Annotated in this window: 19 protein-coding genes and 2 pseudogenes; 1 reads left to right on the forward strand and 20 read right to left on the reverse strand. The window is 68.5% G+C overall.

Annotated features, from left to right (window positions below):
- Positions 1–27: 27 nt before the first annotated feature.
- Positions 28–1,455 carry an MATE family efflux transporter gene (locus ACOOGH_RS12520; protein ID WP_420449223.1) on the forward strand — a complete coding sequence of 476 codons (1,428 nt, stop codon included), beginning with the start codon at positions 28–30 and terminating at the stop codon, positions 1,453–1,455.
- 7 nt (positions 1,456–1,462) lie between these two features.
- Here ACOOGH_RS12520 and ACOOGH_RS12525 read toward each other — a convergent pair whose 3' ends face one another.
- The 20 genes and pseudogenes from ACOOGH_RS12525 to ACOOGH_RS12620 form a co-directional block, all read right to left on the reverse strand.
- The gene (locus ACOOGH_RS12525; protein WP_420449224.1) at positions 1,463–2,140 is read right to left on the reverse strand and encodes a carboxypeptidase regulatory-like domain-containing protein; all 678 of its coding nucleotides are present in this window, start codon (positions 2,138–2,140) and stop codon (positions 1,463–1,465) included.
- A 430-nt stretch (positions 2,141–2,570) separates the two neighbouring features.
- Positions 2,571–2,891: pseudogene (locus ACOOGH_RS12530) on the reverse strand (carboxypeptidase-like regulatory domain-containing protein); the annotation flags it as partial.
- Between the two features lie 29 nt (positions 2,892–2,920).
- Entirely contained in the window at positions 2,921–3,190 is a 270-nt protein-coding gene (locus ACOOGH_RS12535; protein ID WP_420450125.1) for a carboxypeptidase-like regulatory domain-containing protein, read from the reverse strand.
- A gap of 823 nt (positions 3,191–4,013) precedes the next feature.
- Positions 4,014–4,400 (reverse strand): annotated as a pseudogene (locus ACOOGH_RS12540) (carboxypeptidase-like regulatory domain-containing protein); the annotation flags it as partial.
- A 182-nt stretch (positions 4,401–4,582) separates the two neighbouring features.
- Positions 4,583–5,776 (reverse strand): 6-bladed beta-propeller, encoded by a 1,194-nt coding sequence (locus ACOOGH_RS12545; RefSeq protein WP_420449225.1) that lies wholly within the window; start codon positions 5,774–5,776, stop codon positions 4,583–4,585.
- Positions 5,777–5,969: 193 nt separating this feature from the next.
- The gene (locus ACOOGH_RS12550; protein WP_420449226.1) at positions 5,970–8,279 is read right to left on the reverse strand and encodes a TonB family protein; all 2,310 of its coding nucleotides are present in this window, start codon (positions 8,277–8,279) and stop codon (positions 5,970–5,972) included.
- Positions 8,280–8,283: 4 nt separating this feature from the next.
- On the reverse strand, positions 8,284–8,682 hold the full coding sequence (locus ACOOGH_RS12555; protein WP_420449227.1) for a BlaI/MecI/CopY family transcriptional regulator: 399 nt from the start codon (positions 8,680–8,682) through the stop codon (positions 8,284–8,286).
- A 179-nt stretch (positions 8,683–8,861) separates the two neighbouring features.
- Positions 8,862–9,104: a hypothetical protein gene (locus ACOOGH_RS12560; RefSeq protein WP_420449228.1), complete on the reverse strand. Its 243-nt coding sequence runs from the start codon at positions 9,102–9,104 to the stop codon at positions 8,862–8,864.
- A complete protein-coding gene (locus tag ACOOGH_RS12565) occupies positions 9,101–11,740 on the reverse strand; it encodes a BTAD domain-containing putative transcriptional regulator (protein ID WP_420449229.1) in 2,640 nt (879 codons plus the stop codon). Before ACOOGH_RS12565 ends, ACOOGH_RS12560 begins: the two co-directional genes overlap by 4 nt.
- A gap of 158 nt (positions 11,741–11,898) precedes the next feature.
- Complete coding sequence (locus ACOOGH_RS12570) at positions 11,899–13,065, reverse strand: tyrosine-type recombinase/integrase (RefSeq protein WP_420449230.1); 1,167 nt, start codon at positions 13,063–13,065, stop codon at positions 11,899–11,901.
- Entirely contained in the window at positions 13,062–13,457 is a 396-nt protein-coding gene (locus ACOOGH_RS12575; RefSeq protein WP_420449231.1) for a hypothetical protein, read from the reverse strand. The genes ACOOGH_RS12570 and ACOOGH_RS12575 overlap by 4 nt, the downstream gene beginning before the upstream one ends.
- Positions 13,454–13,768: a hypothetical protein gene (locus ACOOGH_RS12580; RefSeq protein WP_420449232.1), complete on the reverse strand. Its 315-nt coding sequence runs from the start codon at positions 13,766–13,768 to the stop codon at positions 13,454–13,456. The genes ACOOGH_RS12575 and ACOOGH_RS12580 overlap by 4 nt, the downstream gene beginning before the upstream one ends.
- Positions 13,769–13,788: 20 nt before the next feature.
- Positions 13,789–14,694: a hypothetical protein gene (locus tag ACOOGH_RS12585; protein WP_420449233.1), complete on the reverse strand. Its 906-nt coding sequence runs from the start codon at positions 14,692–14,694 to the stop codon at positions 13,789–13,791.
- 7 nt (positions 14,695–14,701) lie between these two features.
- On the reverse strand, positions 14,702–15,736 hold the full coding sequence (locus ACOOGH_RS12590; RefSeq protein ID WP_420449234.1) for an ArdC family protein: 1,035 nt from the start codon (positions 15,734–15,736) through the stop codon (positions 14,702–14,704).
- The gene (locus tag ACOOGH_RS12595) at positions 15,733–15,939 is read right to left on the reverse strand and encodes a hypothetical protein (protein ID WP_420449235.1); all 207 of its coding nucleotides are present in this window, start codon (positions 15,937–15,939) and stop codon (positions 15,733–15,735) included. The genes ACOOGH_RS12590 and ACOOGH_RS12595 overlap by 4 nt, the downstream gene beginning before the upstream one ends.
- Positions 15,940–15,943: 4 nt before the next feature.
- Complete coding sequence (locus ACOOGH_RS12600; protein ID WP_420449236.1) at positions 15,944–16,945, reverse strand: CpaF family protein; 1,002 nt, start codon at positions 16,943–16,945, stop codon at positions 15,944–15,946.
- Positions 16,942–18,972 carry a type IV secretory system conjugative DNA transfer family protein gene (locus ACOOGH_RS12605; RefSeq protein WP_420449237.1) on the reverse strand — a complete coding sequence of 677 codons (2,031 nt, stop codon included), beginning with the start codon at positions 18,970–18,972 and terminating at the stop codon, positions 16,942–16,944. Before ACOOGH_RS12605 ends, ACOOGH_RS12600 begins: the two co-directional genes overlap by 4 nt.
- 298 nt (positions 18,973–19,270) lie before the next feature.
- Complete coding sequence (locus ACOOGH_RS12610) at positions 19,271–20,203, reverse strand: hypothetical protein (protein ID WP_420449238.1); 933 nt, start codon at positions 20,201–20,203, stop codon at positions 19,271–19,273.
- Positions 20,200–20,871 carry a VirB8/TrbF family protein gene (locus ACOOGH_RS12615; protein ID WP_420449239.1) on the reverse strand — a complete coding sequence of 224 codons (672 nt, stop codon included), beginning with the start codon at positions 20,869–20,871 and terminating at the stop codon, positions 20,200–20,202. The genes ACOOGH_RS12610 and ACOOGH_RS12615 overlap by 4 nt, the downstream gene beginning before the upstream one ends.
- Positions 20,872–20,888: 17 nt before the next feature.
- Positions 20,889–21,866, reverse strand: a complete 978-nt coding sequence (locus tag ACOOGH_RS12620; protein ID WP_420449240.1) for a type IV secretion system protein — start codon at positions 21,864–21,866, stop codon at positions 20,889–20,891.
- Positions 21,867–21,869 lie beyond the last annotated feature (3 nt).

The raw sequence follows: 21,869 nt of genomic DNA on the forward strand, positions 1-21,869 counted from the left end.
GAATCATCCCCGCCGCCTGACGACCTCTTGACCTCGGATACCCGCCCCGACAGGGAGGCTGCGGCCCCACTGTATCGCCGCGCGTGGCGTGCCGTCGTCGACGTCGTGTGGGGGACGCAGGAGGACTTCACCTCGGGGAGCCTGAACCGAGGCGTCCTGCTTCTCGCCATCCCGATGGTGCTCGAGATGGCGGGCGAGTCGCTCTTCTTCCTCGTGGACATGGCCGTCGTGAGCCGGCTCGGGGCCGGCGCCCTGGCCGCGATCGCGCTCACGGAAGCGATGCTGGCCGTCATCTACTCGGTCGCGATGGGGCTCGCGATGTCCACGACGGCGATGGTCGCGCGACGAACGGGTGAGAAGGACGAGCGCGGGGCCGCGACTGCAGCCGTGCAGGCCATCGTGCTGAGCTTTGGCATCGCCGCGGTCCTCGGCTTGATCGGCGCGATTCTGGCCCCGCGGCTGCTCCAAGCCATGGGCGGATCCCCCGAAGTCGTCGCGGCGGGCACCACTTACGCCCGCATCCAGCTGGGCGGGATGGTCGTGATCATCCTCCTCTTCGTGAACAACGCGATCTACCGGGGAGTGGGGGACCCTTCCATGGCGATGCGTTCGGTATGGCTGGCGAACGGGATCAACATCGTGCTCGATCCGGTGCTCGTGTTCGGCCTTTGGATCTTCCCCGAACTCGGACTCCCGGGCGCCGCCGTGGCCACGACGACCGGACGCGCGATCGGGGCCCTGTACCAGTTGTGGCACCTGTCGCGCGGCGAGCGCATCCGGGTGCGGCGTGGGGACCTCCGGGTCCGTTGGTCCGTGATCGAGCGGCTCGCGCGCGTGTCGGTGGGCGGCGTGGGGCAGATGCTCGTGACCCAGGTCAGCTACATCGCCTCGATCCGCATCCTGTCCGAGTTCGGGACGATCGCCCTCGCCGGGTACACGATGGCGATCCGCGTGGTCATCTTCATCATCCTCCCCGCCTGGGGTCTCGCGAACGCCGCCGCCACGCTCGTGGGCCAGAATCTCGGCGCGGAGAGGCCCGATCGCGCCGAGAGGGCCGTCTACCTCACCGGGCTCTGGAACATGGTCTTCATGGCCGTGGTGACGGTCGTCTTCGTGGCCTTCCCGGAGCCGATTCTGGCGCCGTTCGCCCCGGATCCGGAGACGCTCGATGTGGGCGTGCGCGCCCTCCGGATCATCAGCTACGGGTACATCTTCTACGCCTGGGGCATGGTGACGATGCAGGCCTTCAACGGCGCAGGCGACACGGCAACGCCGACCTGGATCAACATCTGGGTCTTCTGGTTCTTCCAGCTTCCACTCGCGGCGCTGCTCGCGTTCAGCGTCGGGTGGGGCGAGGCGGGCGTGTTCTGGTCTTTCGCGGTCGCCTACTCGCTATCGGCCGTCGTCGGCCTGGCGATCTTCCGCCGCGGCCGCTGGAAGCAGAAGGTCGTCTGATCCGGATCTAGCTGCCGCACCTTCTGACGCGGCGGTGCCTCGGTTCCAGCGTCAACTGGACCCGGACCTGCCCGCCCTCGGCCAGGTCGACGCTCCGCTCGGCCCCCTCGAATCCGATGCACGAGGCGCGGACCCGGTAGGACCCCGGTGGCAGGCCCTGGAGCCGAAACCCCGCAGAGCCGTTGGCCACCGCGCGCAAGTCCGTGTCAACCAGCTCGATCGTGACCTGGCGCAAGGGCCGCCCCGTGCCCCCGTGGATCACCACGCCAGTGATCGATCCCGGAAGAGTGACCGGGACGCCTAGCGTCACGGCGTCGCCCGCCACCGCCTGAACCAGAATCGCCTGGCCCGTGTGCGGACCGTAGGCGGCCGCCAGTTCCACCTCCGCTGCGACCGGGAGATCGCAGAGACGGTACCGTCCCAGCGAGTCTGTCCGGACGACCGTCTCCACGCGCTCGAGTCCCTGGCCGACCGGGTACGATGCGATCACGTGCGCGGCCGGCAGCCTCACGCCGGTGATGTCATCCTCCACGAACCCTTCCAACGCAGCTTCGCCCTCGTGCCCAGCCGGCTCGCACAGCGTCACATCGATCGTTGGTATCTCCGCTGTAGCGGCCGTCCAGTTCGACCACAGGACGATCACGCCGCAGGTCATGGTGGCCGGGTTCCAGGCCCAAAGGGGCATCTTCGCACCCGGCTGATAGAGTTCGGCCGCACCTAGGTCGTGTACGGAGAGTTCGTCGAGGAGTGGTGGCGGGGGGCCGCTCGCAGACCTGTACGTACCCGCCGGGTTGATGGAGCGCGCTCTGCTCGTCCCCCACCCGGAGGCTGTTCCGATCGGCCTCCGGTCGAGGTACACCGGCACGTCGGGGCAACGGGGACAGCGGTGCGCGGTTTTGGAGCCTCGACATGAAGTCCGCCAAGCGGACGAAACCGGTCCTGTTGGCCTCGATCCATTCGGGCTCGAAGTACGTTCCCCAGCCTTCCTCCATGCGATCGTAGAAGCCGGACTCGGCGAGGCGGGGGGGACGCCCTTCCACGCCGACTTCCAGCGGTTCCAGCGGGATCGCGTCGGGCTGCAGGCGGACGTCCAGCCGCGGTGGCGCCCGGGGTCCGATCTCCAGGGGAGTACTGAGAACCTCATAGCCGAGTCGCCGCACGCCGAGCGCATAGGCGCCCGGCGAGACGCCAGCAAAGGCGAAGACACCGTCGGGTCCCGTGATCGTTTCGCGAACCGAACCGGACGCGTCGGCCAGACGGACCGTGGCGCCCTCGATCGGCTCTCCCGTCTCGTCGTCGATGACCGTCCCGGCGACCTGCACCGACTCCTGAGCGGCTAACTCCTGAGGCACGAAACCGCTCGCCGTCCATACCGCCGCCCACGCGGCCAGAATCGACGTCCGTACGCTCACAACGGCTCTCGGGGACCTCGTCATGGTCCTCTCAACTCAGGAGCATTGTCTTGCTAGACCGAACACCCTGTCGGTCGCGCTAGTGGCGTTCGGCGGAGCTTGAGAACAACCGGCTCGCTTCCTCCCTCGGCCAACTTCACCTCCAGCACGGGACTCGTATACCCCGGGCAGGATGCCCGTATCCGGTAGGACCCCGGTGGAAGGTCCGCGAGAGAGAATCTGCCCTCCCGGCTCGTCACCGCGCGGTAATCGGTGTCTACCAACGTGATTCGCGCACCTTCGATCGGTTCCGAGGTCGCCTCGGTAATGACGATTCCGGTGATGGAAACCCGGAGACGTCACCGGCACCGTCAGCCTCGCATCTTCGCCGCTCGCAGCCGCGACAGCGACCACGCTCTGTCTGCCCGCGTGCGGACCATATGCCGCCGTCATCTCTATTGCCGTGCCTTCCGGCAGATCGCACACACGATACCGGCCGAGCGAATCGGTCCGAACCTCGATCCGCCGATGATCCGGTTCTCCAGAAGCCATGTACGACGCGAACACCGTCGCGGCCGGCAGCCTGACTTCGGTGACTTCGTCCTCCACGACACCATCAAGCACCACCTCGCCCGGAAGGCCGTCGGGTTCGCACAACTTCACCTCGATCTTCGGGATCTCCGCCAGGTGCGCCGTCCAATCGGACCAGAGGATGATGGCGCCGCACCTCGCCGTGCTGTCGTTCCAGGCGAAGAACGGGAGCTTGCTGTGAGGCGTGTAGAACTCGGCCGCACCGAGGTCCGAAACGGACAGTTCGCCCAACAGCGCGGGAACGGCGGGCTTCTTCGCGTTCGGATCGTGGCGGGGCGGCCGGCGCCAAGAGCGGGGATCGCCCAGTGACCGGGCCCTGCTCGTGCCCAGTCCGGCGGAATAGCCGATTTGGACGCGCTCGTAGAAGACGGGCACCGTGGGACAACGGGACTGAGGGGCGCGGAGCTGCAGCGTGGACAGGAACTGGCCCAGACGGTCATAGCCCGCCTTGTTGGCCTCCAGCCAGGCAGGTTCGAAGTACGTTCCCCAACCCTCGTCCATCCGGTCGTAGAAGCCGGACTCCACGAGGCGGGGCGCGCGTCCCGCCACATCGACGTCCAGTGGCTCCAGCGGGATCGCGTCCGGCTGCAGGCGTACATCCAGCCGGGGCGGGGCCAGGGGGCCGATATCCACCGGAGCACTGAGGACTTCGTATCCGAGATGCCGCACGGCGAGTGTGTATTCGCCTGACACAACGCGAGAGAAGGCGAACGTGCCGTCAAGTCCCGTGATCGTTTCCCGAGCCGACCCTGACGCGTCGGCGAGCCGCACAGTCGCGCCTTCGATCGGCTCTCCCGTCCCGTCGTCAACGACGGTCCCAGCGACCTCCACCGCCTCCTGAGCCGCCGTTTTCTCCGGCAGCAGGCCGAATGTCGCGGCAAGGACGCCGGCGACCAGGGATGCCCGGATCAAGATGGTCGAGAGTCCCTGCTCTCCCCGCTCTCCAATCGCCGTCATGCGCATATCCTCGAGGTTCGAAGTGCCGGAGCTTCGACTTCGGGAAGACACGTTGCCTTTTCCTGCCGGTAGACGTTTCGGTTCGCCTCCGCGTCACATTTCGCGCCCGGCGCATATCAACGAATGCCGCTCGCCGGACGGGACGCGCTCGACGTCCCCGGGGATCGGGTCGCGCGGGTCTGGAAGCCCTAGTTGCCGGTCTCCAGTGGGGCGTCCGGGGCCATCTGCAGCACGCGCACGATCGGGTAGCCCAGGTCGTGGGTCTCCGCGTAAGCCATGAGGCCGTCCGGCCCGAACGCGTCAGGGATCCGCAACCCTCCCGGCTGTATCGTGCCCAGGTAGCGGGCGTCGGGCGTCACGACGTCGATGGACCCGTCTTCGCCCGGCAGCCCCGTCCGCTCGACCCAGAGGCGGCCTTCGACATCCAGGGCGAGATCATCGATCGCGGGAATCTCTTCGGCGAACGTCATCTCCTCGATCGTCGTGCGGCGGGCTGCGGTCATCTGCGCCTGGAAATCGCTGGGGAGGGAGACACTGCCGCCGAGCGCCGAGCTGACCGACACTCGCTGCCCGAGCTTTGCCAGCCGACGCTCCCGCTCCGCATCGCGGATCGCGCTGGTGACCCTGATCGGGTCCACTGGGCGCTCCAGGGCGTCCTCGACGGTTCCGGTGGTGTCCACGAGCTTGATTCGGTATGCGACCGAGTCGACGACAGCCAATCGTCCGTCCGGCAGCGGGACGAAGGAAAGTGATGGATCGAACGCCCGAACGGGGCTCATGGTAAACTGAAAGCTGCCGCCCTCGGTGCTGGCGCCGTCTCCGGTCGGGGGCGGCGGATCCCATGCGGTGTACCGAACCTCGCGGCTTCCGTCCGGCCCGTAGCGGATGATCGGACGCTCCGACTCCCCGCCGACGGGGCCCGTACTGATGGACATTCCGCCACCCGCGCTACCCGTCATGCGAGTCTCGATATCGGTCAGGATACTCCCATCCGGGAGCCAGGCACGTACGAAGTTCGGCATCCCCCGCTGCGGGTCGAAGGGTGCCGACTCCAGGTACTCGCCCTCCTGAGTGAAGAACTGGATCCCGCGCCGCGAGCTATCGAAGAGGGCGAGGCGGCCATCGGCGAGGACGGCCATCGATCCCGGTTCCGTCAACTCGCCGGGCCCCTCCCCCTGCCGGGAGATGGTCCTGAGGTACGCGCCCGTGCGGTCGAACACGACGACGTGGGCCGCCTGCCGGTCCAGAACGAACAGATCGCCGGACTCGTTGAAGGCCAGGTCGGTCACAGCACCGAAGACCTCCCAGTCCTCTCCATCCAGAGCACCGACGGTCCAGAGAGCCTCGTGCGCGGGAGCGATCGGAAAGTCGGGACTGTCCATGGACGCCGATCCGCCGCCAGGCATCCCGCCTTCGCCACCGCCTCCGCACGCGGCCAGGAGGCAGAAGGCTGCAACAGACAGCGATCGCCTTGGATCGAAGCGAGTCATGAACTTCCTCCTCTGGTTGTGCCGTCTCCGATCCCCTTGAAACCGTCGGTCCACAGGAGGTTGTCCGGCGTAATCCGCCGCTGGTTCAGCCGCCGTCTTTCGTGGTGATGATGATCACGCCGCCCTCGGCCCGCTCGCCGTAGGCCTCGGTGGCCTGTTCTCCCTTGAGGATCTCGACGTTCTCGATGTCGAGCCTGTCGGGGTGGATGTCGTCCAGCGTGAAGTCGTCGGACTGGATCAAGCCGTCGATGATGATGAGTGGATAATCCGTGCTGACGACATGATCGCTACCATCTTCGCGGACGATTCCACTCACGATGAACGACGAGCTTCCCTCCCCGTCATCGACGGCATTCGGTTCCTCCCCCTGAGAGAGCCGGTAGAGAGGATTGCTGGAGATCGGCTCTTTCCCTTCGAGCGCGGAATCGGTTTCAGCGGCGCCGGCCTTCGTCGTGATTTCGACTACGCCGTTTCTGGCTCGCTCGCCGTAGAGCTCGACAGCCTGCGGTCCCTTCACGACCTCGACATGGTCGATGTCGAGGGCCCCCAAGTCCGACATCGACGCACCCTCGGACTGGATTACGCCATCGATGACGATTAGAGGCGTTTCCCCGGAGTCGTCGATAACGATCACCGGGGTGCCCCCGTCGGATGCGGCAGCCTCAGGGTCCGCGGGCTCCTGCCCATTGTCCAGGACCTCGAACCGGACCCACTGGGAGACCCAGACATCGGTCAGCTCGTCGCGGTTCTTCGCGGGCTCGAAGCGCATCGTCTCGACGACGTCCGCGGCGGCGAGGTCCAGCGCGTCGATGCCGCTGCTCTCCTTCACTTGGTGATTCCGCACGACGCCCGATTCGTCGATGTACAGCCACATCTCGACTCGGCCGCCCACTCCCGCTTCCTTGAGATCCTGCGGGTAGGCTTCCTTCAGCGCGCCCATCACATCCGGGCCGTTCTGCAGGACAGGGGGCCTGTCATACGCTATGAACGCGGGGGGGTCTGGGTGGGAGCGAGCCTCCTCTGTCGGCATCGGCGCGGGCTCCTGCCCATTGTCCAGGACCCCGAACGTGACCCACTGGGAGACCCAGACATCGGTCGGCTGGTCACGGTTCGACGCAGGCTCGAAGCGCATCGTCTTCGCGACCTCCGTCGCGGCGAGGTCCAGCACGTCGGTGCCGCTGCTCGTCTTCACCTCCATGTTCTGCACGTCGCCCGACTCGTCCACGTACAGCCACAGCTCGACTCGGCCGCCGATGCCTGCGTCTCTGAGCTCTACCGAGTAGGCGTTCTGCATCGCCGCCGTCACCTCCGGGAGGTTCTGCAGGACAGGGGGCCTGTCATACGCTATGAACGCGGGCCGGTCTGCACGCGAGCGAGCCTCCTCGCTCGGCATCGGCGCGGGCTCCCATTCGATGGCATCCGCGGGCGGAGTCACCGTCGCGGCGGGCGGCCCCGGCGCGTTCAGGGAGTTCTCGGGCCCGGGGCAGCCCAGGACAAAGAGCACCGCGAGCATGGCCACGCCTGACGCGCCGAGCGTTCGGATCACGCGCATGCGGGCTTGGGGCGCGGTCATGCGGCGCAGGCGTCGTTCCACGGCCGGCTTGCGTTCGGCGAAGGCTGCGGCGGCGAGCAGCGGGCCGGAGACGCGGCTCCCCACGGTGATGAGGGCGTCCGCATAGTCACGCGGCGACTCCCCCCGCTTGAGCACGCGACGGTCGCAGTCGAACTCGATCGCGAGCCGCAGCCGGGACACCTGCCACCACATGAGCAGGTTCCAGGGCATCAGCACGAGCGCGCAGACCGCCGCGGCGAAGAGCCGGTGGTCGCCGGCGCGCTGATGCTCCCGCTCGTGCAGGAAGACGAGACGCAGCAGCCGGCCCTCGAGTTCGGGGATCCACTTCGGCATCACGACGACCGAGCGCCGGATACCCACCACGGCCGGTCCCCGCTCGTCCGAAATCATGACCGGCGATCCCGTAATCCGGCCCGGCGTCCACGTCCGCATCTCCGAGCGCAGCCGGCCGTAGACCCGCCCGAGATACCCGACCATGGCGGCGACCAGGAGCAACCAGCCCCACCCCAGTACCGCGCTCACAGCGGCCGCATCGAAACCTCCGCCGGCCGCTGCGGCCTCCGCGGGCAGGGCCGGCGCCGCGGCGACGGCCGTCAGGTCGCTCAACCCAACCATCGGTTCGGCGGACGACCCCCCGAAGCCGGGAAGAAGGCCGGGAGCGAAGAAGGCCACGACAGGCACCGCAACGGACCCGACGACCGCCGTGAACCACCCCCAGCGCACGGGCTTGCGAAAGTGCCCCAGCGCCCGCTCGGAGGCGAACGCAGCCAAGGCCAGGAGTCCCGAAATCAACAGACAGTATCCGATCCAGGCGATGACCATGTTTCTACTCCTTCGAGCTGAGACGTTCGTCCACCATGCCGCGCAGGTTCTCGAGGTCCTCCTTCGAGAGCGCGCGGTCGGAGACGAGGTGCGTGAGCAGCAGTTCGGGCGAACCCTGGAACATTTTCTGAACCAGGCGCCGCACCGCGCTCGCGCCGGCGCATTCGCGCCCGACGAGCGTGTGATAGCGGTAGGCCTTCCCCTCCTGGGTGTGCCCCACGTACCCCTTCTCCTCCAGCGTCCGGAGGATCGTGAGCACAGTGGTGTAGGCCAGTTCGTCGCCGAGGCGTTCCTGCACCTCCGCCACGGTCGAGGCCCCCCTCTCCCAGAGCACGGCCATGAGGTCGAGTTCCCGCGTCGTGAACTTGATCTCCACGAGACCGGTCCTTTCGTCCCGAGCCATTAGCGTCGCCACCCGCAGGCGTCGGCCGTCGTCGAAGCGCCGGCAGGCCGAGCGGGCGTCGTTCCCCAGTGAGCGTAAGCGCGACCGGGGGCCGCCGTCAACTAGGTACATAGTAGTAACGTCCGGGGACATCCGAACGGGACACGGGCGGGAGGAGCCGGGTTAGCGGCCCGTGGTTACTAGGCGTGCAGCCAGTTGTTCGCGAAGCGCACGAACCAGGACGCGCCGGCGGACCGGAGGAAGCCGCAAGCCTCGCGTTGATCGCCGGGTCGGTTGGGTGGGGAGTATGTGCCGGCCAGCACCTTCAGCTTTTCGGCGCTCAGCCTGTCCACCACGGCTGTGTGATCTGCGGCCTCGATGAGACCGGCGATGGCGTTTCGGCGATCGCGGGGTCCCAGCGCCGCCGCACGGAACCAGGTCACCAGGTAGAGGTCGTTCTCCCCGCTCCTTCGGGACAGTCCTCAAGAAGCTCGAGGCACGACTCCACTTCGGGCGCGTTGTCATCTGTCACCGCCAGGAGGCCCGCGAGTGCCCGGGCCTGTGCCCCGAACGGATGTTGAGCCACATGCCCGGGACCTCGGAGCAACTGCTCCATGTACCTCCGGCAAAGAGTGTAGTCCCCCTTGAAGAACGCGCACTGCGCCTGATTCAGGAGGGCGTAGGCCCGGGCTTCGGGCGGACTCTCAAGCGCCTCATCGATCTCGCGGCAGCGGTCAAGCTCATCGAGTGCCCGATCGAAGTCCCCGAGTTCCATCAGGACCGCGCCAAGGTTGTTGAGGTTCGCGGACACATGCCGGTTCTCGTCACGCGTCTCCGAAGCTTCCAGCAACTGCAGGGCGTCATGGAGACGAGCACCTCGCATGGCCACCCAGAACTCGGCGGCCGCCGCCGCTCTCCGCCCTTCGTAGCCGAGGCGCCCGAGTCTGTAGCGGTAGGTCTCGAGGGCGAGACGCGCCTCGTCGAGTCCACTTCGACGTCCGACATGATGGAAGAGGAGTCGAAATGCGTCACACCAGACGCCCGCGTAAGGTGCGTCCTCGCGGCCGACCTCGTGGAGATGGGTGCGAATCGTGTGCAAGCCCGGGTTCAGGCTGCGTCGGCGCGCCGTCTCGGTTGCCTCGATAACGGCCAGCTGCGCGGTCAGCGCTCGCTCGAGCGCCGGGTCGGTCGTGTGCCCGCGCGCCTCCTCCAGGTTCTTCCGGTGCAGGCCGGCCGTGAGACGATCGCCCGACGCCACCGCCGCCCGTGCCAACTCAAGTCTGACGCGGCTCAAATCGTTTCCGGTGTCCGCGACAGCGGCGATCTGGTGCAGTACACCAATGGCTCGACGAAATCGTCCCCGCTGAGACTCCGCCTCGGAGAGGAGAAAGCCGGAGCGCAGGCGCTCGGCTCCGGCAGTGGCATGTTCGAACGCCAGCGCCGCCGCCTGACCGGCCACCGGCGACCGACCTTCCCGCAGGGCCTCCTTCGCCACCTCGCACGCCAGGTCAAGAGCACGCGACGACTCTCCGGCGGCCCCGAACTCGGAGGCCGCCGCGGCGCGCGCGCCGAGACCCGCCTTCTCGAGGGATCGAGCCGCGGCCAGATGTACCTTCGTTCTCTCGTCGGGCCGCAGGTGCCACGCGAGCACGTCACCAGCCAGCGGGCGGCTCAGCGTCCAGTGGTCGGTCTCGGAGCGTAACCACCCTTTGGCTCGGAGACCTTCGAGGGCATTCCCGCTCGACTGCCCATCCACGATCAACTCGGCGTGGGTGCGCGCCGCGCGCGTGAGCAGCCCCAATGTGGCCGCCAGACGTCCTTCCTGAACGGAGAGGGTCTCCAGCTGTCCGTCCACGAGGGACCGGACCTCGGCGGACCGCTCATAGGCCAGCCGTGCGCCCGATTCCCGGCCGCTGATTCCCGTGGGGCTGAACCTGTGGCGGATCCACACCCTGACGATCGCCCGAGCCAGACCCGGGTTGCCGCCGGAGAGCCTTGCACCCTCGGCGGCCTGCCGAGGACTGCAGCCGCTCTCCGTTGCCTGAAGTGACGCCGCACACTCGTCGGTCGCGAGCGGATCGAAGGTGACCACGAAGTCCACCAGGCCCGCGGCTTCGGCCTGACGAGCCGCCTCCGGGTCCGAGAAGCCCACCACCATGGCGCCCGAGAGATCCGAGCCCCGCATGACCTCATCCACCTTGGCCCAGTCCCGAACACCAGCCCTGATGACGATGAGCCGGGTCTTTCGAGGGTGCCGGCCCAACTCGGTGGCCAGATTCTCTCGCTCCCCCGCGCGATCAGAGGGTAGCCACTGCACCACCCCTCCATCGCTGTACACGAGTCCGGCAAAGCTCCGAACCACCCCTTCCCGCCCCAGACCGCGCTCACCGGCCATGGCCAGCCGCACCGGCAGGGGCCCCGACGAACGGAGAGCGACGCTCAGTTCTCGGAATTCTCTCCCCCGCCCCGATGTCTGCGGTTCCTGGCGTTCGCGGACGACAAGGGGTGCGGCGTCAAGCTGGTTCCGAACCCATGTCGCCATTTCCATCAGCTTCGCGGCGTTGGCGACCCAACCGTGTTTCTGGAGGGTGCGGTAGTAGGCAAGGGCGGAAGCGTAGTCCCCCTTCATGCACAGTGCGCGCATGAGAGTGCAGTGCGCCTGTTCGTCGAACTCGTTCTGCCTCACGAGCCGAATCGCGGCCAGGCACGTCTGGTCCCAGTCACCTCTCTCCTCGGCGGCCTGTTGCGCATTCTTGAGTGCCATGGCAATCAGAACGCGACAACGCTCCCGCTCGCCATCGAGCCAGCGCTCGAACTCGTCGGCGCCCAGGTTCAGCAGGTCAGGGGCGAATTCTCCGCGGTACAGGTCGATCACGGTCTCGTGATCCCGGGTCTGGAACGCTTGTTCGAGAGCGTCGAGTTCGTACATCACCCGTCGCGGTACGAGCCGGACCGTGTGCGCGTCCACCATGATCACCGGCCCCATGGACGATCGGATGTCGTAGAGCGCCTGGCTGAGCGAGTGTCGCGCCTTCCGGTCTCGGCCATCCCAGAGCAGATGGGCGAGCTTCCCCCGCATGTGTACGGTCCGAGGGTGCGCCACGAGGTAGAGCAGAAGGCCCGTATGCTTCCGGGACCGCAACGGAACCCATCGAGTTTACATCCTACTGTGAACGTTGATGTTACGAGACTCAAGCACCGTGTTCCCGCTTTTCGATTCCCGCCAATCGACCTAGGTCAGACTCGAGCTCGCGGGCGGCTCTCCAAAGCCTTCCTGAGTTGTCCGGCGTCGGCCTGCTGGTAGCAGCGGAGGACCGTCTGGGCCTCCTTCCAGCCACCGAGCTCGCAGAGCACCTTGAGCGGAAGGGCCATGAGGTCGGAAGCGAACTTCCGCCTCAGCGAGTGCCAAGCTCTCCCGCGCTTGGGTTCCAGCTCTGCGAGTCTTTGGGCTCTGTTCCACCAATTCCGGACCAGCGATCGGCCCGCACACTCTGAGTTGTCCTTGAGGGCGGGCAACACCGGAGAGTGCTCGGTTTCGGGACCCCCTCGTTTCGCGGCATCCTTCAACACCGCTGCCGCCTCGTCGGTCATCGGCGTGACGTGCTCGTGGCCGGTCTTCTCGTGCGCCGCACGCCACCGCAGCTCACGGCCCTCGAAGTCGATATCGGTCCACCGAAGGTTGCGGATTGCTCCGATTCTGTGTCCCGTCTCATGTGCGAGCACGAGCGCGACGTGGAACCGCCAGTCGACCTGCCGCGACACCCCGAGCATCGCCTGGTACTCCTCCTCGGAGAGGACGACCCGGGTGGGGTTCTTCTCCCTGGGCTTCCTGAGACCCTTCAGCGGGTTCCTTTCGAGAAGGAGTCTCCCCTCCTCGTCTCGGGACTTCGCCGCCCAGTTGAGGACCGCGATAAGGAACTGCAGGTCGAACTCGATGGTCCGGTTGGATACGGGTTTGCCGCTAGGCCCGACGCGGCCCAACCTTCGTGCCCGGATGAACCGGTCCCAGTCCCTCTGCGACAGGGTGGCCGGGTCGCGGTCATTCCCGAAGAACCCGAGGAACATCCTCATCGCGGTCCGGTCGTATTGCCGCGATTTGTCCGCTTTGGCGGGCGTCACTTCCTCACCGTAGATGTCAAAAAGCTTTTTCAGGGTGAGCGGCTCGGGCTCGACTTCGGCCTTGCCGTCGGGCTCCGGCCCCTCGAACCCGGCGGCGGCCTCGTCGGCCTGCCGCTTGGCGCGCGACCAGTCGCGGTGCTTCAGCGACCGGGTGAGCCTGCGCCCTTCTTCGCGCCACTCGATCTGGAGGATGCCGGTCTTCGGGTCGGGGAACACCCGGACCCGGTTCCGGCCCCATTCGCCGGCGCTGTAGGAGCGCCGGCTTCGTTTCGTGCGTGCCATCATTCCATTCCTTTCCGGATGATGGACTGCACGATCTGCACGTTTGAACGCTCGCGAGGGCCGGGTTCTTCCGCAAGTGGCGCTTCGGCGGGAGCCTTTCGGGGCAGGTGCCTTCGGGCGATCCTGGGCGCGTTGGGCCTCCCGGCGTTGGGGATCTTCCCATCGCGCACCAGGCGTCCGAGGTGGGTGGCGGTGTAGCCGCTTTCACGGGCGGCCTCGACCAGCGAGAACGTGGTTTCGTCGCGCTCGACGAGGGTGGCTTCGAGATCGTCGGCGCAGCGTTCGATCGCGGTGGCCGGGGTCTCGCCGCCGTATCGGCGGAGGGACTTGGCCTGCTTGCGCCAGTCGGCGGGCAGGGCCTCGACGGTCGGCGGGTCCTTCGTGCGGCGCTTCATTCCCAGTCTCCTTCGGCATCCCTGCGGAGCGCGTCGGCGAGGTCGTGATCCCCAGCTCCCCGCCGGACGGACCGTTCGGCAAGATCGACGCGGCTGCCGAGATCGGCGAGCCCGGAGGCGCGGCCGACGGCGTAGATGGCCGCCGCGACGGTCAAGAGTGCGGACGCCGCGTGCAGGCCGACCGGGACCCCGTGGCGTGCGAGGATGGGCGCCCAGTGGGGGCTCAGGTATTCGAGGCGGGCTCCACCGAGCAGCAGGACGGAACCGGCGAGCGCGGCGGTGAGTCCCGCGCTGATCTTCCAGGGTTGCATGGGCGAGTTCTCCCTTCCGGTCAGAGTTCGACTGAGGCGGGATCGCGGTCGGCGGGACCCTTGAGCCATGAGCCGCCGTCGCGCCCGCCGAGGCCGAGCTTTTGAAGCATGCCCGCGGCGGCCGGTCCGCTGGCGTGCATGGCGAACCCGGCGGCGGCCTTCGCCTTGACGGTCTCCTGGCTGTAGTTGTCGGACGCGACCTCGATGTTGACGCGGCCTGTGCGCCCGTCGGCGTCCTCGTACTCGATCTGCGCGTCGGGGTGGAGGACGCGGCCCTCGTCGTCGACGGGGAGTCCGAGTTCGCTTGCCGTTCGGTGCCGCTCGGCGTCGGCCGCCCGCTTGCCGTTCCTCTTCCGCTCCGACTCGCTCGCCCGGGCGACGGCGGCCTTGAGTTCGGCGTCGAGCCGGACGCGGCGCACCTTGGCGCCCCGGCGGCGCAGGCGTTCGCGTTCCCTGGCGCAGGCGCGGTAGACGGCGGTGTCGTGGCGGACCTGCGCGGACCGGATCTTGGGGATTTCGATCCGCTGCCCCCGGTCCATTCCCCGCTCGGCCGCGTGCTCCCGGGCCTTGGTGACGCCCAGGGGAGTGAGGGTCAGGACCTTGAACGGGTTGCCGTTCGGTCCCGTGGCGGTGGTTTCCGCGACGAGTCCGTCGTCGATCCAGCCGTTGACGGCCCGCCGCGTGGTGTAGGGGTGCCCGCCGAAGCGGACCTCGGCGAGGTCGCGGTAGGAGACCGCGCCGAAGACGCCGATGTCGGTGAGCCCGCGCGCGCAGCGTTCGGGGAAGGGGATGGTGGACCCGCGCGCCCGATCCGCGGCGTATTCTCGGCGGTGGCCTTTCCGCATGCCTTGGCGATTGCGGCTGGGTGGCGCGGCGGGGCGCGGGTCCGGTTCGACCGTGCGGTCGAACATTCCTCTCCCTCTCATCGATCCCTCAGCGGCTCGGCCCGGCGCTGCGTCCGGGCGCGGGCATCTGCGGCACGGGGACGACGATTCTCTGCGGTCCCTGCGCGGGCGTGCGGACCGCCGCGACGGCGACGGGATCGCGTGCCGCGATGCGCTCGCGGTGCCGCACGAGCACGAAGTCGGAGATCTTCTGCGCATCCGCGGCGGCACGCCGGATCTCGCGCGGGTCCTCCTCAAGCGCCTGGATCCAGCCCTCGACGTAGGCCGCGCCCCGGCTCGGGTCGTGTCCGACGCCGACGCGCTCGCCGGTCATCATGGCGCTGATCTCGGCCCGGAGTTCCTCCCGGGCGTACTGGGGCGAGCCGAACCCGCCGTTGATCCCCTCGATGAGGGTCTCGCGGTTCATCCGGTCCTCGTGGCCGGTGCTGTGGCCGAGCTCGTGGAGCGCGGTCTGGTAGTAGTGGTTCGCGGAGGGGAACTGGCCGCGCTCGGGCAGCACGATCTCGTCGCGCTTCATGTGGTAGTAGGCGCGGTCGCCCTGGACGTGGCGGACGGGCACTCCAGCGTCGTCCATGACCCGCTCGGCCTCCTGATGGACCTTCCAGAGCGGTTCGGGCGGAGCGTTCGAGCGCTCGGGCAGCCCGTCGGCCTGCTCGGCGTTGAACACGGTGTACTGCCGGACGTAGGGCGTCTTGAGCTTCTCGTAGCGGTAGATGCGCTTGCCCTCGGCGTCCCTCCTGGGCCGCCCGCGCTCGTCGGTCACGGCGATCCGCTTCTTGTCCTGGAAGGAGAGGATGCGGGTGCCGCGCTCGCCCTTCCTGACCTGTCCGCCCCGGTTCTGGATCTGGCGGTAGGTGCCCCAGCGCACGTCGCCGTAACCGTGCTCCTGCTGCATGGCGGCGAGGTGCAGGCTGTTCCCGCCCCGGTAGGAGCGGTCGGTGTCCACATTCCTTGGCATGACGCGCTCGCCCGGCTGCCACGGCTTCTGCCAGGGCGCGGTGCCTTTCCTGATCTGCTCGATGATCGCGTCGGCGAACTTGCGGTGGTATTCGTCGTGCTTCATCCGTCCACCTCCTCGCCGCCGTCCCCGTGCGGGTCGTCCCATGCGGCCGCGATCTCCTCCTCGGTCCCCACGTCCTCGGGGAAGAGGCCGTACTCCCCGGCCAGTTCGGCCTCGACTTCGAGCGTCTCGCCGCCGTCGCGCGCGAGTTCACGGTCGAAGTCCTCGAACGTCTCGATGGGGATGGTTCCTCCGTTCCAGCTCATGCCTTCACCTCCTTCGGGTGTGGGTCTGTTCTTCTTCGCGGGCCGCTTCGGCCCCGCCCCAGACGGGCTTCGTGATCCAGTGGCCGGCGGCCGCGTCGTAGCCCTTGACTTCGAGCGCGTCCTCGACGAACCGCCGGCCCTCTCGGCGGGCCACGTGCAGCACGAGCGAGATGCCGTCGACGACGCCCCGGCAGGTGACCTCCCAGGGAAGCGCGTCCCCGGCCTGCATGGCGCAGCTCGCGAGCCGCGACAGCGCGGAGCGCGCGTTGTTGGCGTGGATGGTGGTGAGTGAGCCGCCGTGCCCGGTGTTGAGCGCCTGCAAGAGATCTGCGGCCTCGCCGCCCCGGACCTCGCCGACGACGATGTGGTCGGGCCGGTGGCGTAGCGCGTGGCGCACCAGGTCCCGGATCTCGACGGGCGTCTCCGAGAGCGTGGCCCCGGCCTCGAACCGGAGGCAGTTGGCCCGGTCGATCCTGAGTTCGAACGTGTCCTCGATGGCGACGATCCGTTCGCCCAAGGGCAGCAGTCCGATCAGCGCGTTCAGGAGCGTGGTCTTGCCCGAGCCCGTGCCGCCGGAGACCAGGATGTTCCGGCGGGACGCAAGCGTGCTCCGGGCGGCTTCGAGGATGTCCTCGGGCAGCGATCCGAGGCGCACCAGGTCCTCCGCCGAGAACGCGCGGCCCCCGAAGCGCCGTATGGTGATGGCGACCTCGGGAGATGCGGGCGGGGTGCAGATCGCGACCCGCGATCCGTCTTCGAGCCGGGCGTCCAGGATCGGCCGCGCGGCGGGATCGAGCCCGAGCGGCCGGGCGATGTGGATGGCCGCGCGGTGGAGCCAGGCGGACGTGAGGTCCGGTGCTGGGTGGGGTTCCAGTTTCCCAGCCCGCTCGACCCAGACGTTCGCGGGTCCGTTGATCATGATCTCCGAGACCTCCGGGTCCCCGAGCAACTTCTCGAGGCCCGGAAGGAACGGAGTGAGGTGGCCGACGCCGCTGGCGCGCTTCATATCCGCCCCTCCTCGCGCTGCCGCCAGTAGCCTTGGGTCCTGGGCAGGTAGTGGGGCTTCAGGTAGACGCGCCGTGCCGGGAGCGACTTGACCCCGTCGTAGGGGAGGCAGATCGCCTGGTAGTTGGCGAGCAGCCCGAACTGGCGCGGGTCGAACACCGGCTCCCTCTGTTGCCGGAACGACTTGGTCGCGCCGATCTGGCCGTCGCCGCCTCCGGCGCGTCCCGAGAGCAGCGAGAACTCGGGCTTGTTCGTGGTCTCGGTGAACGTGTAGGACGCCTGCGTCTTCTTGACGGAGCCGCACATGTCGGACGCGATCTTGGCCGACGCCTCGTCGGAGAGCGAGAGGAAGATCCGGGTGCGGAGCGTCTGCACGAGCGTGCGCCACGCCTCGCCCGAGGGGAGCACGGAGCGGAGCGAGGAGATCGACTGCGTGGCGACGATCGGGATGCAGCGGCACTGCCGCGTGAGCGCGAACGCCTTCTCGTCGCCGGAAGGGTCGTCCTGCCCCACGGTGGCGAACGCCTGGTACTCGTCGCAGATGAACACGGCCGGCCGCATGTAGCGGTCGGGCCGTCGGGCGGCGTCGGCCGGCCTTCGGAGCAGCGCCTGCATCCAGGCGTTCTTGAGGAAGACGCCGATGGCGCGTGCGAGCGCCGGGTTCGCCCCGGCGGGCATGTTGAGCGCGAGCACCTTGCCGCCATCGATCAGGTCGGCGAGCGGCGGCAGCCTCCGGCGGAGCCCCGGCATGGCCGGGACGTCCGGAACCTCCTCTTCCTCCTCGGTGCGCGAAGCCGGATCATCATCCTTCGGCGGCGGCGGGCAGAACACGCCGGCGACCTCGGGCTGATCGAACAGCGAGAGGAAGACGCTGATGCCCTCGACGATCGAAGTGCGGAGCTTGGCGTCGAGCGCCATCCAGTCCTTCCGATACCACCGCTCGACGGCGTCCACCTGCTCGGCGTACTCGCGTCCCGCGCCGCTCCCCACCGGCTCGGTGGCGTACTCGACCTTCAGCTCCTCGAGCAGCGCTCCGCGTTCCGCGTCGAGCCGGCACGCCACGGTTTCGGCGCCCGGCGCCATGTCCCAGCCCCAACCCTGGAGCGCCTTCTTGTGGGCGTGGAGGTCCTTGGCGGCGATGACGGCCCGCGTGGGGCACCGCCCAAGAGCCTCCGCCTTCGCCTCCCCGATCTTGCTGGCGAACAGCTTCGCGTCCACCGTGCAGCGGTACACGTCCCGGAGCGTGACCCAGCCCCCGGGCAGGAGCCGGTGCAGTTCGACGATCCAGCGGACGAGGTTCGTGTACGCCTGCTGCCAGAAGGGTTCGCGCGACTTGCCGAAGAGCTGGTTGATGAGCGACGCCACGCCGTAGGCCATCGAGTAGGAGTCGAGCAGCGGATCGTCGAGCGGGTTCCACTGGATCGACCCGCCGAGCCCGATCTCGAGGTAGTCGTCCTCCCGGCCCGCCTCGCCGAGGATGCGCCGGACCTGGTGGCAGAAGTCCCCCTTGACCTCCAGCACGAGCGCGCCCGCCCGGCGGTCGGCATCGCCGGCCTGCCAGCGGAGCAGCTGCCGGGCGAACGGGTACATGCAGGCGGTGGTCTTGCCGGTGCCGACGGCCCCGACGACGAGGATGCCCGTGTAGAGTCCCTTCTCGGGGACGACGAGCCAGGAGGGCCGGTCGCTCTCGGCGGGAACGGTCGGGTGGTGCAACTCGCCGACGACGAGCGACGGCGCGTCGTCCTCCGATGACGTGGGCCAGGCCGGAAGCCTGCCCCGGTTGCGGCGGCGCGTGAGCGGCTGAAGCCAGACCCGCGAGACGGAAAGCATGATGCTGCCGGCCAGCAGCACGGCCACGCCGGGCGCGAGGTAATACCATGCGCGGATCGCCGTATGGATGCCCGGATCGTTGTGGGCGATCAGGTCCAGATACGGGTTGCCGCCGATGGGCGGGAACGGCGCGAGGATCGCGCGCACTGCGGCGACCGTCAGGGCGGCCCCGATGAGGACGAGCGTCCACGGCCTCATCGGCCGGATACCCTTCCCGGAGGGATTGTTGGCACGCTGGCGACCCCGGGAGGGCGGGGGCGGGCGGTGCGCAAGCACACCCGGCCCCGAACCCGTACCGAGCCCTCGGCGAGGGGGGTCGCTAGCGTCACGGCCTGTGACGCCCGTGCGGCACGGGCCGGACAGGCCGTCCCGGCGCAAGACGTTGCCGCGCCGCCGGGTGCGCGCCGGCCAAGGTGCGCACCGCGGAGGCGCCGAAGTGCGCATCGGACCCCCATGTCGTTTGCGCGTTCAGGTACGGCCGCAGGTCGAGGGACGCTCATCGGTAGCGGGCCCCCTGGAGCCGCACCGTCTGCCAGACGATGCCGCGGTCGATCGAGCCGCGCCCGCCCTGCCGCCGCGCCTGGCTTTCGAGCGCTATGCTCCGCTTCAGCGCGGCCTGGAGACCGCCGAACTCCTCGAGGATGTGGACCGCGCCCTGGAGGATCGCCCGTTCGATCCGGGCAAGCTCCTCCCGGATCTCCGGGTCGGGTTTGCGATGGCCGCTCGGCTCGGCCCACCCACGCGTCACGCGCCGCGCACGTTCGAGTTCGCGCGTGGTGCGGGCGACGGTCACGATCTCCGACGACAGGCCCCGGCTGCGGATCGCGCGCCACAGTCGGGCGTGCGCCTTGCCCCAGGAGCGGAGCGCGGTCGCGGTGTCGTGGCCGGGCTCGGCGTAGACGAACAGGGCGCGGGCCGAGTCGGGCGCGACGGGCAACTTCAGCGGAAAGTGGCGCCGGGTCGTGCCGGCGGCTCCGCGGTACACCTTGACGGGCAGCAGGTCGCGGTCTATGCCGATCGCCTCGAACGCGGCGACCTTCTCCTGCTCGGTCGGGAGCCACGGCAGATCTGAGTGCTCGATCACGTAGTCGAGCGAGAGCAGACGCCGGAGCAGCACTTCGGGTGACGCCGTGCGGCGGTGGCGGATGTGCTCTGCGCCGAGCGCGCGGTAGAGACCCCGCGCGTAGATCCGGCACACCCGCCCGATCCCCCGGATGCCGGGCACGGTCTCCTCGGCCGCCAGCCCCTGCCGGATCAGCGCGAGTACGAGCCGGCGCGCCCGTTCGTGGTGCGTGTCCAGGAACCGCGTCGCCTGCGCCCGGGTGAACACGCCGCTGTGCAGGCACACCAGCGCGATCCACTCGGCCTTGCGGCCCGTCCAGCCGAACGCTTCGAGCGCCTTCTCGCGGCCTCTCAGATGCGCGATCACGGCGAATCTCCCGTCACGAGCGCGCGGTCGGCCCGCATGTACGTGACGAGGAGTCCCATCGGGTTGTGGACGACGAGCTCGGGAGGAATGGAATCCAGGAACTCGAAGCGAAGCGTCAGCGACCAGCGCTCGCGCCGGAGTTCCTGTTCACCGCGCAACTGCACCAAGTCGAAGTCCGCCGTCGCGCCGTACGGCGGCTCGGGCGCGGGATGGATGCGAAGCACGACCTGCTCGACCTCGAGCTCGGTCTCGGCTGTTCCCGCCGCCACGCTCGCGACATCCGCCCCATCCCTCTGGAACGCCGCGTTCGCGAGATCGGTCGACAGGAACCGGAGGCTGCGTGTCCAGTTCTCCTGCGCGGTCGCCCGGCGGCGCGAGTGGAAGTCGTGGACGAACCGGTTCAGGAAGTACTTGGTCGTCGGATCCAGCGGATCGGCCTGCGCGGTCGCGGCCTCGTAGGCCAGCGCCTCGGCGCGGCCCACCTCGTCGACGCGTACGACGATGGGCTTGGGCGGCTCGGTGCCCACGATCCTGAACAGGACCAGGACGCCGAGCACGATGCTCGCGGAGAGGAGGATCAGGATGCGTCGCAGCTTCCGGTTGGACTCGACCGCCTCGCCCCAGATCTCGGCGTACTCGCGGCCGGCATTCTTGTCTCGCTTCATCATCGGCTCCTTATGCGGGATCAGACGGGGGGCTTGGCGGGGGCGGCGGCCTTGCTGGCCCCCTGCATGACGAGGGCGACGAACCCGGACCCGGCGGAGCCGGAACCGGACACGAGCATCGAGGCGAGTTCGCCGACCTTGAGGCCGCAGACGACGAGCGGCATGAGGACGACGGCCCAGAGCCAGAGCTCGAACGGGTCCGCCGTGCCGGTGCCCATGAGCGCATCGGCGTAAGTCGTGATGTAGCCGAGCCCGACGCCCATGAAGACCCTGAGCACGGCCCCGGCGACGACGCCGTAGAGCGTGTAGACCATCATGGTCCGGAACCATCCCCAGAACAGGAACGAGAGCGGCTCGAACAAGAGGAACGCGATGAACACGGGACCGAGCAGGATCGCGATGGCGATGGCGACCTGCGCCCAGATCACCTGCGCGTAGGTCACGCAGAACAGCGCGAGCAGACAGAACACGAGCGAGGCGCCCATCACGAGCGTGACCAGCGAGGAGAAGATCACGGTCGCGCCCGCCGTCACGACCGAGAGCAGGTTGCCCGTGGACCACGCCGCGCTCAGGTGTGCCGAGTACGCCTGTACGAGCGCGGTCATCTCGGTGTAGCCCGCCGACACCACGTCGGACAGAAACAGGTTCTGGAGCCAGATCCCGCCTCCGGCGACCATGGCTGGGAAGGTGAGCCCCACGCCGGGTATCGGGACGATGTAGTAGTGGAGCAGCGTGCGGGGGATGGCGATCACGATCACGATCTTGACGAGATCCCAGGGCTGGAAGGTGCCGCTGAACGCGATCTTGAGGCCCGTCCAGGCGACCATGACGGCGGCGAGCCCGCCCCAGAGCTGAAGCCCGAGCGTGTGCACGTCGGAGGCGGCCCCGCCGACGACGGTTTCGAGCACCACGTCGAGGAAGCTCTTGAAGTCCTGGAGTTGGTTCTCCGGGATCTGCGTGGGGACGTTCGGGTCGATCGACTGCGGAGGCAGTTGCATGGC

This window comes from Candidatus Palauibacter sp., assembly GCF_965213655.1.
Lineage (GTDB): Bacteria > Gemmatimonadota > Gemmatimonadetes > Palauibacterales > Palauibacteraceae > Palauibacter.

What these genes read in the sequence shown, in the direction of transcription:
- ACOOGH_RS12525 (WP_420449224.1), bottom strand. Translation starts at nt 2,140, where the DNA reads ATGCCCCTTTGGGCCTGGAACCCGGCCACCATGACCTGCGGCGTGATC.
- ACOOGH_RS12545 (WP_420449225.1), bottom strand. Translation starts at nt 5,776, where the DNA reads ATGGACAGTCCCGACTTTCCGATCGCTCCCGCGCACGAGGCTCTCTGG.
- ACOOGH_RS12550 (WP_420449226.1), bottom strand. Translation starts at nt 8,279, where the DNA reads ATGGTCATCGCCTGGATCGGATACTGTCTGTTGATTTCGGGACTCCTG.
- ACOOGH_RS12555 (WP_420449227.1), bottom strand. Translation starts at nt 8,682, where the DNA reads ATGGCTCGGGACGAAAGGACCGGTCTCGTGGAGATCAAGTTCACGACG.
- ACOOGH_RS12565 (WP_420449229.1), bottom strand. Translation starts at nt 11,740, where the DNA reads ATGCGGGGGAAGCTCGCCCATCTGCTCTGGGATGGCCGAGACCGGAAG.
- ACOOGH_RS12570 (WP_420449230.1), bottom strand. Translation starts at nt 13,065, where the DNA reads ATGATGGCACGCACGAAACGAAGCCGGCGCTCCTACAGCGCCGGCGAA.
- ACOOGH_RS12575 (WP_420449231.1), bottom strand. Translation starts at nt 13,457, where the DNA reads ATGAAGCGCCGCACGAAGGACCCGCCGACCGTCGAGGCCCTGCCCGCC.
- ACOOGH_RS12580 (WP_420449232.1), bottom strand. Translation starts at nt 13,768, where the DNA reads ATGCAACCCTGGAAGATCAGCGCGGGACTCACCGCCGCGCTCGCCGGT.
- ACOOGH_RS12585 (WP_420449233.1), bottom strand. Translation starts at nt 14,694, where the DNA reads ATGAGAGGGAGAGGAATGTTCGACCGCACGGTCGAACCGGACCCGCGC.
- ACOOGH_RS12590 (WP_420449234.1), bottom strand. Translation starts at nt 15,736, where the DNA reads ATGAAGCACGACGAATACCACCGCAAGTTCGCCGACGCGATCATCGAG.
- ACOOGH_RS12595 (WP_420449235.1), bottom strand. Translation starts at nt 15,939, where the DNA reads ATGAGCTGGAACGGAGGAACCATCCCCATCGAGACGTTCGAGGACTTC.
- ACOOGH_RS12600 (WP_420449236.1), bottom strand. Translation starts at nt 16,945, where the DNA reads ATGAAGCGCGCCAGCGGCGTCGGCCACCTCACTCCGTTCCTTCCGGGC.
- ACOOGH_RS12605 (WP_420449237.1), bottom strand. Translation starts at nt 18,972, where the DNA reads ATGAGGCCGTGGACGCTCGTCCTCATCGGGGCCGCCCTGACGGTCGCC.
- ACOOGH_RS12615 (WP_420449239.1), bottom strand. Translation starts at nt 20,871, where the DNA reads ATGATGAAGCGAGACAAGAATGCCGGCCGCGAGTACGCCGAGATCTGG.
- ACOOGH_RS12620 (WP_420449240.1), bottom strand. Translation starts at nt 21,866, where the DNA reads ATGCAACTGCCTCCGCAGTCGATCGACCCGAACGTCCCCACGCAGATC.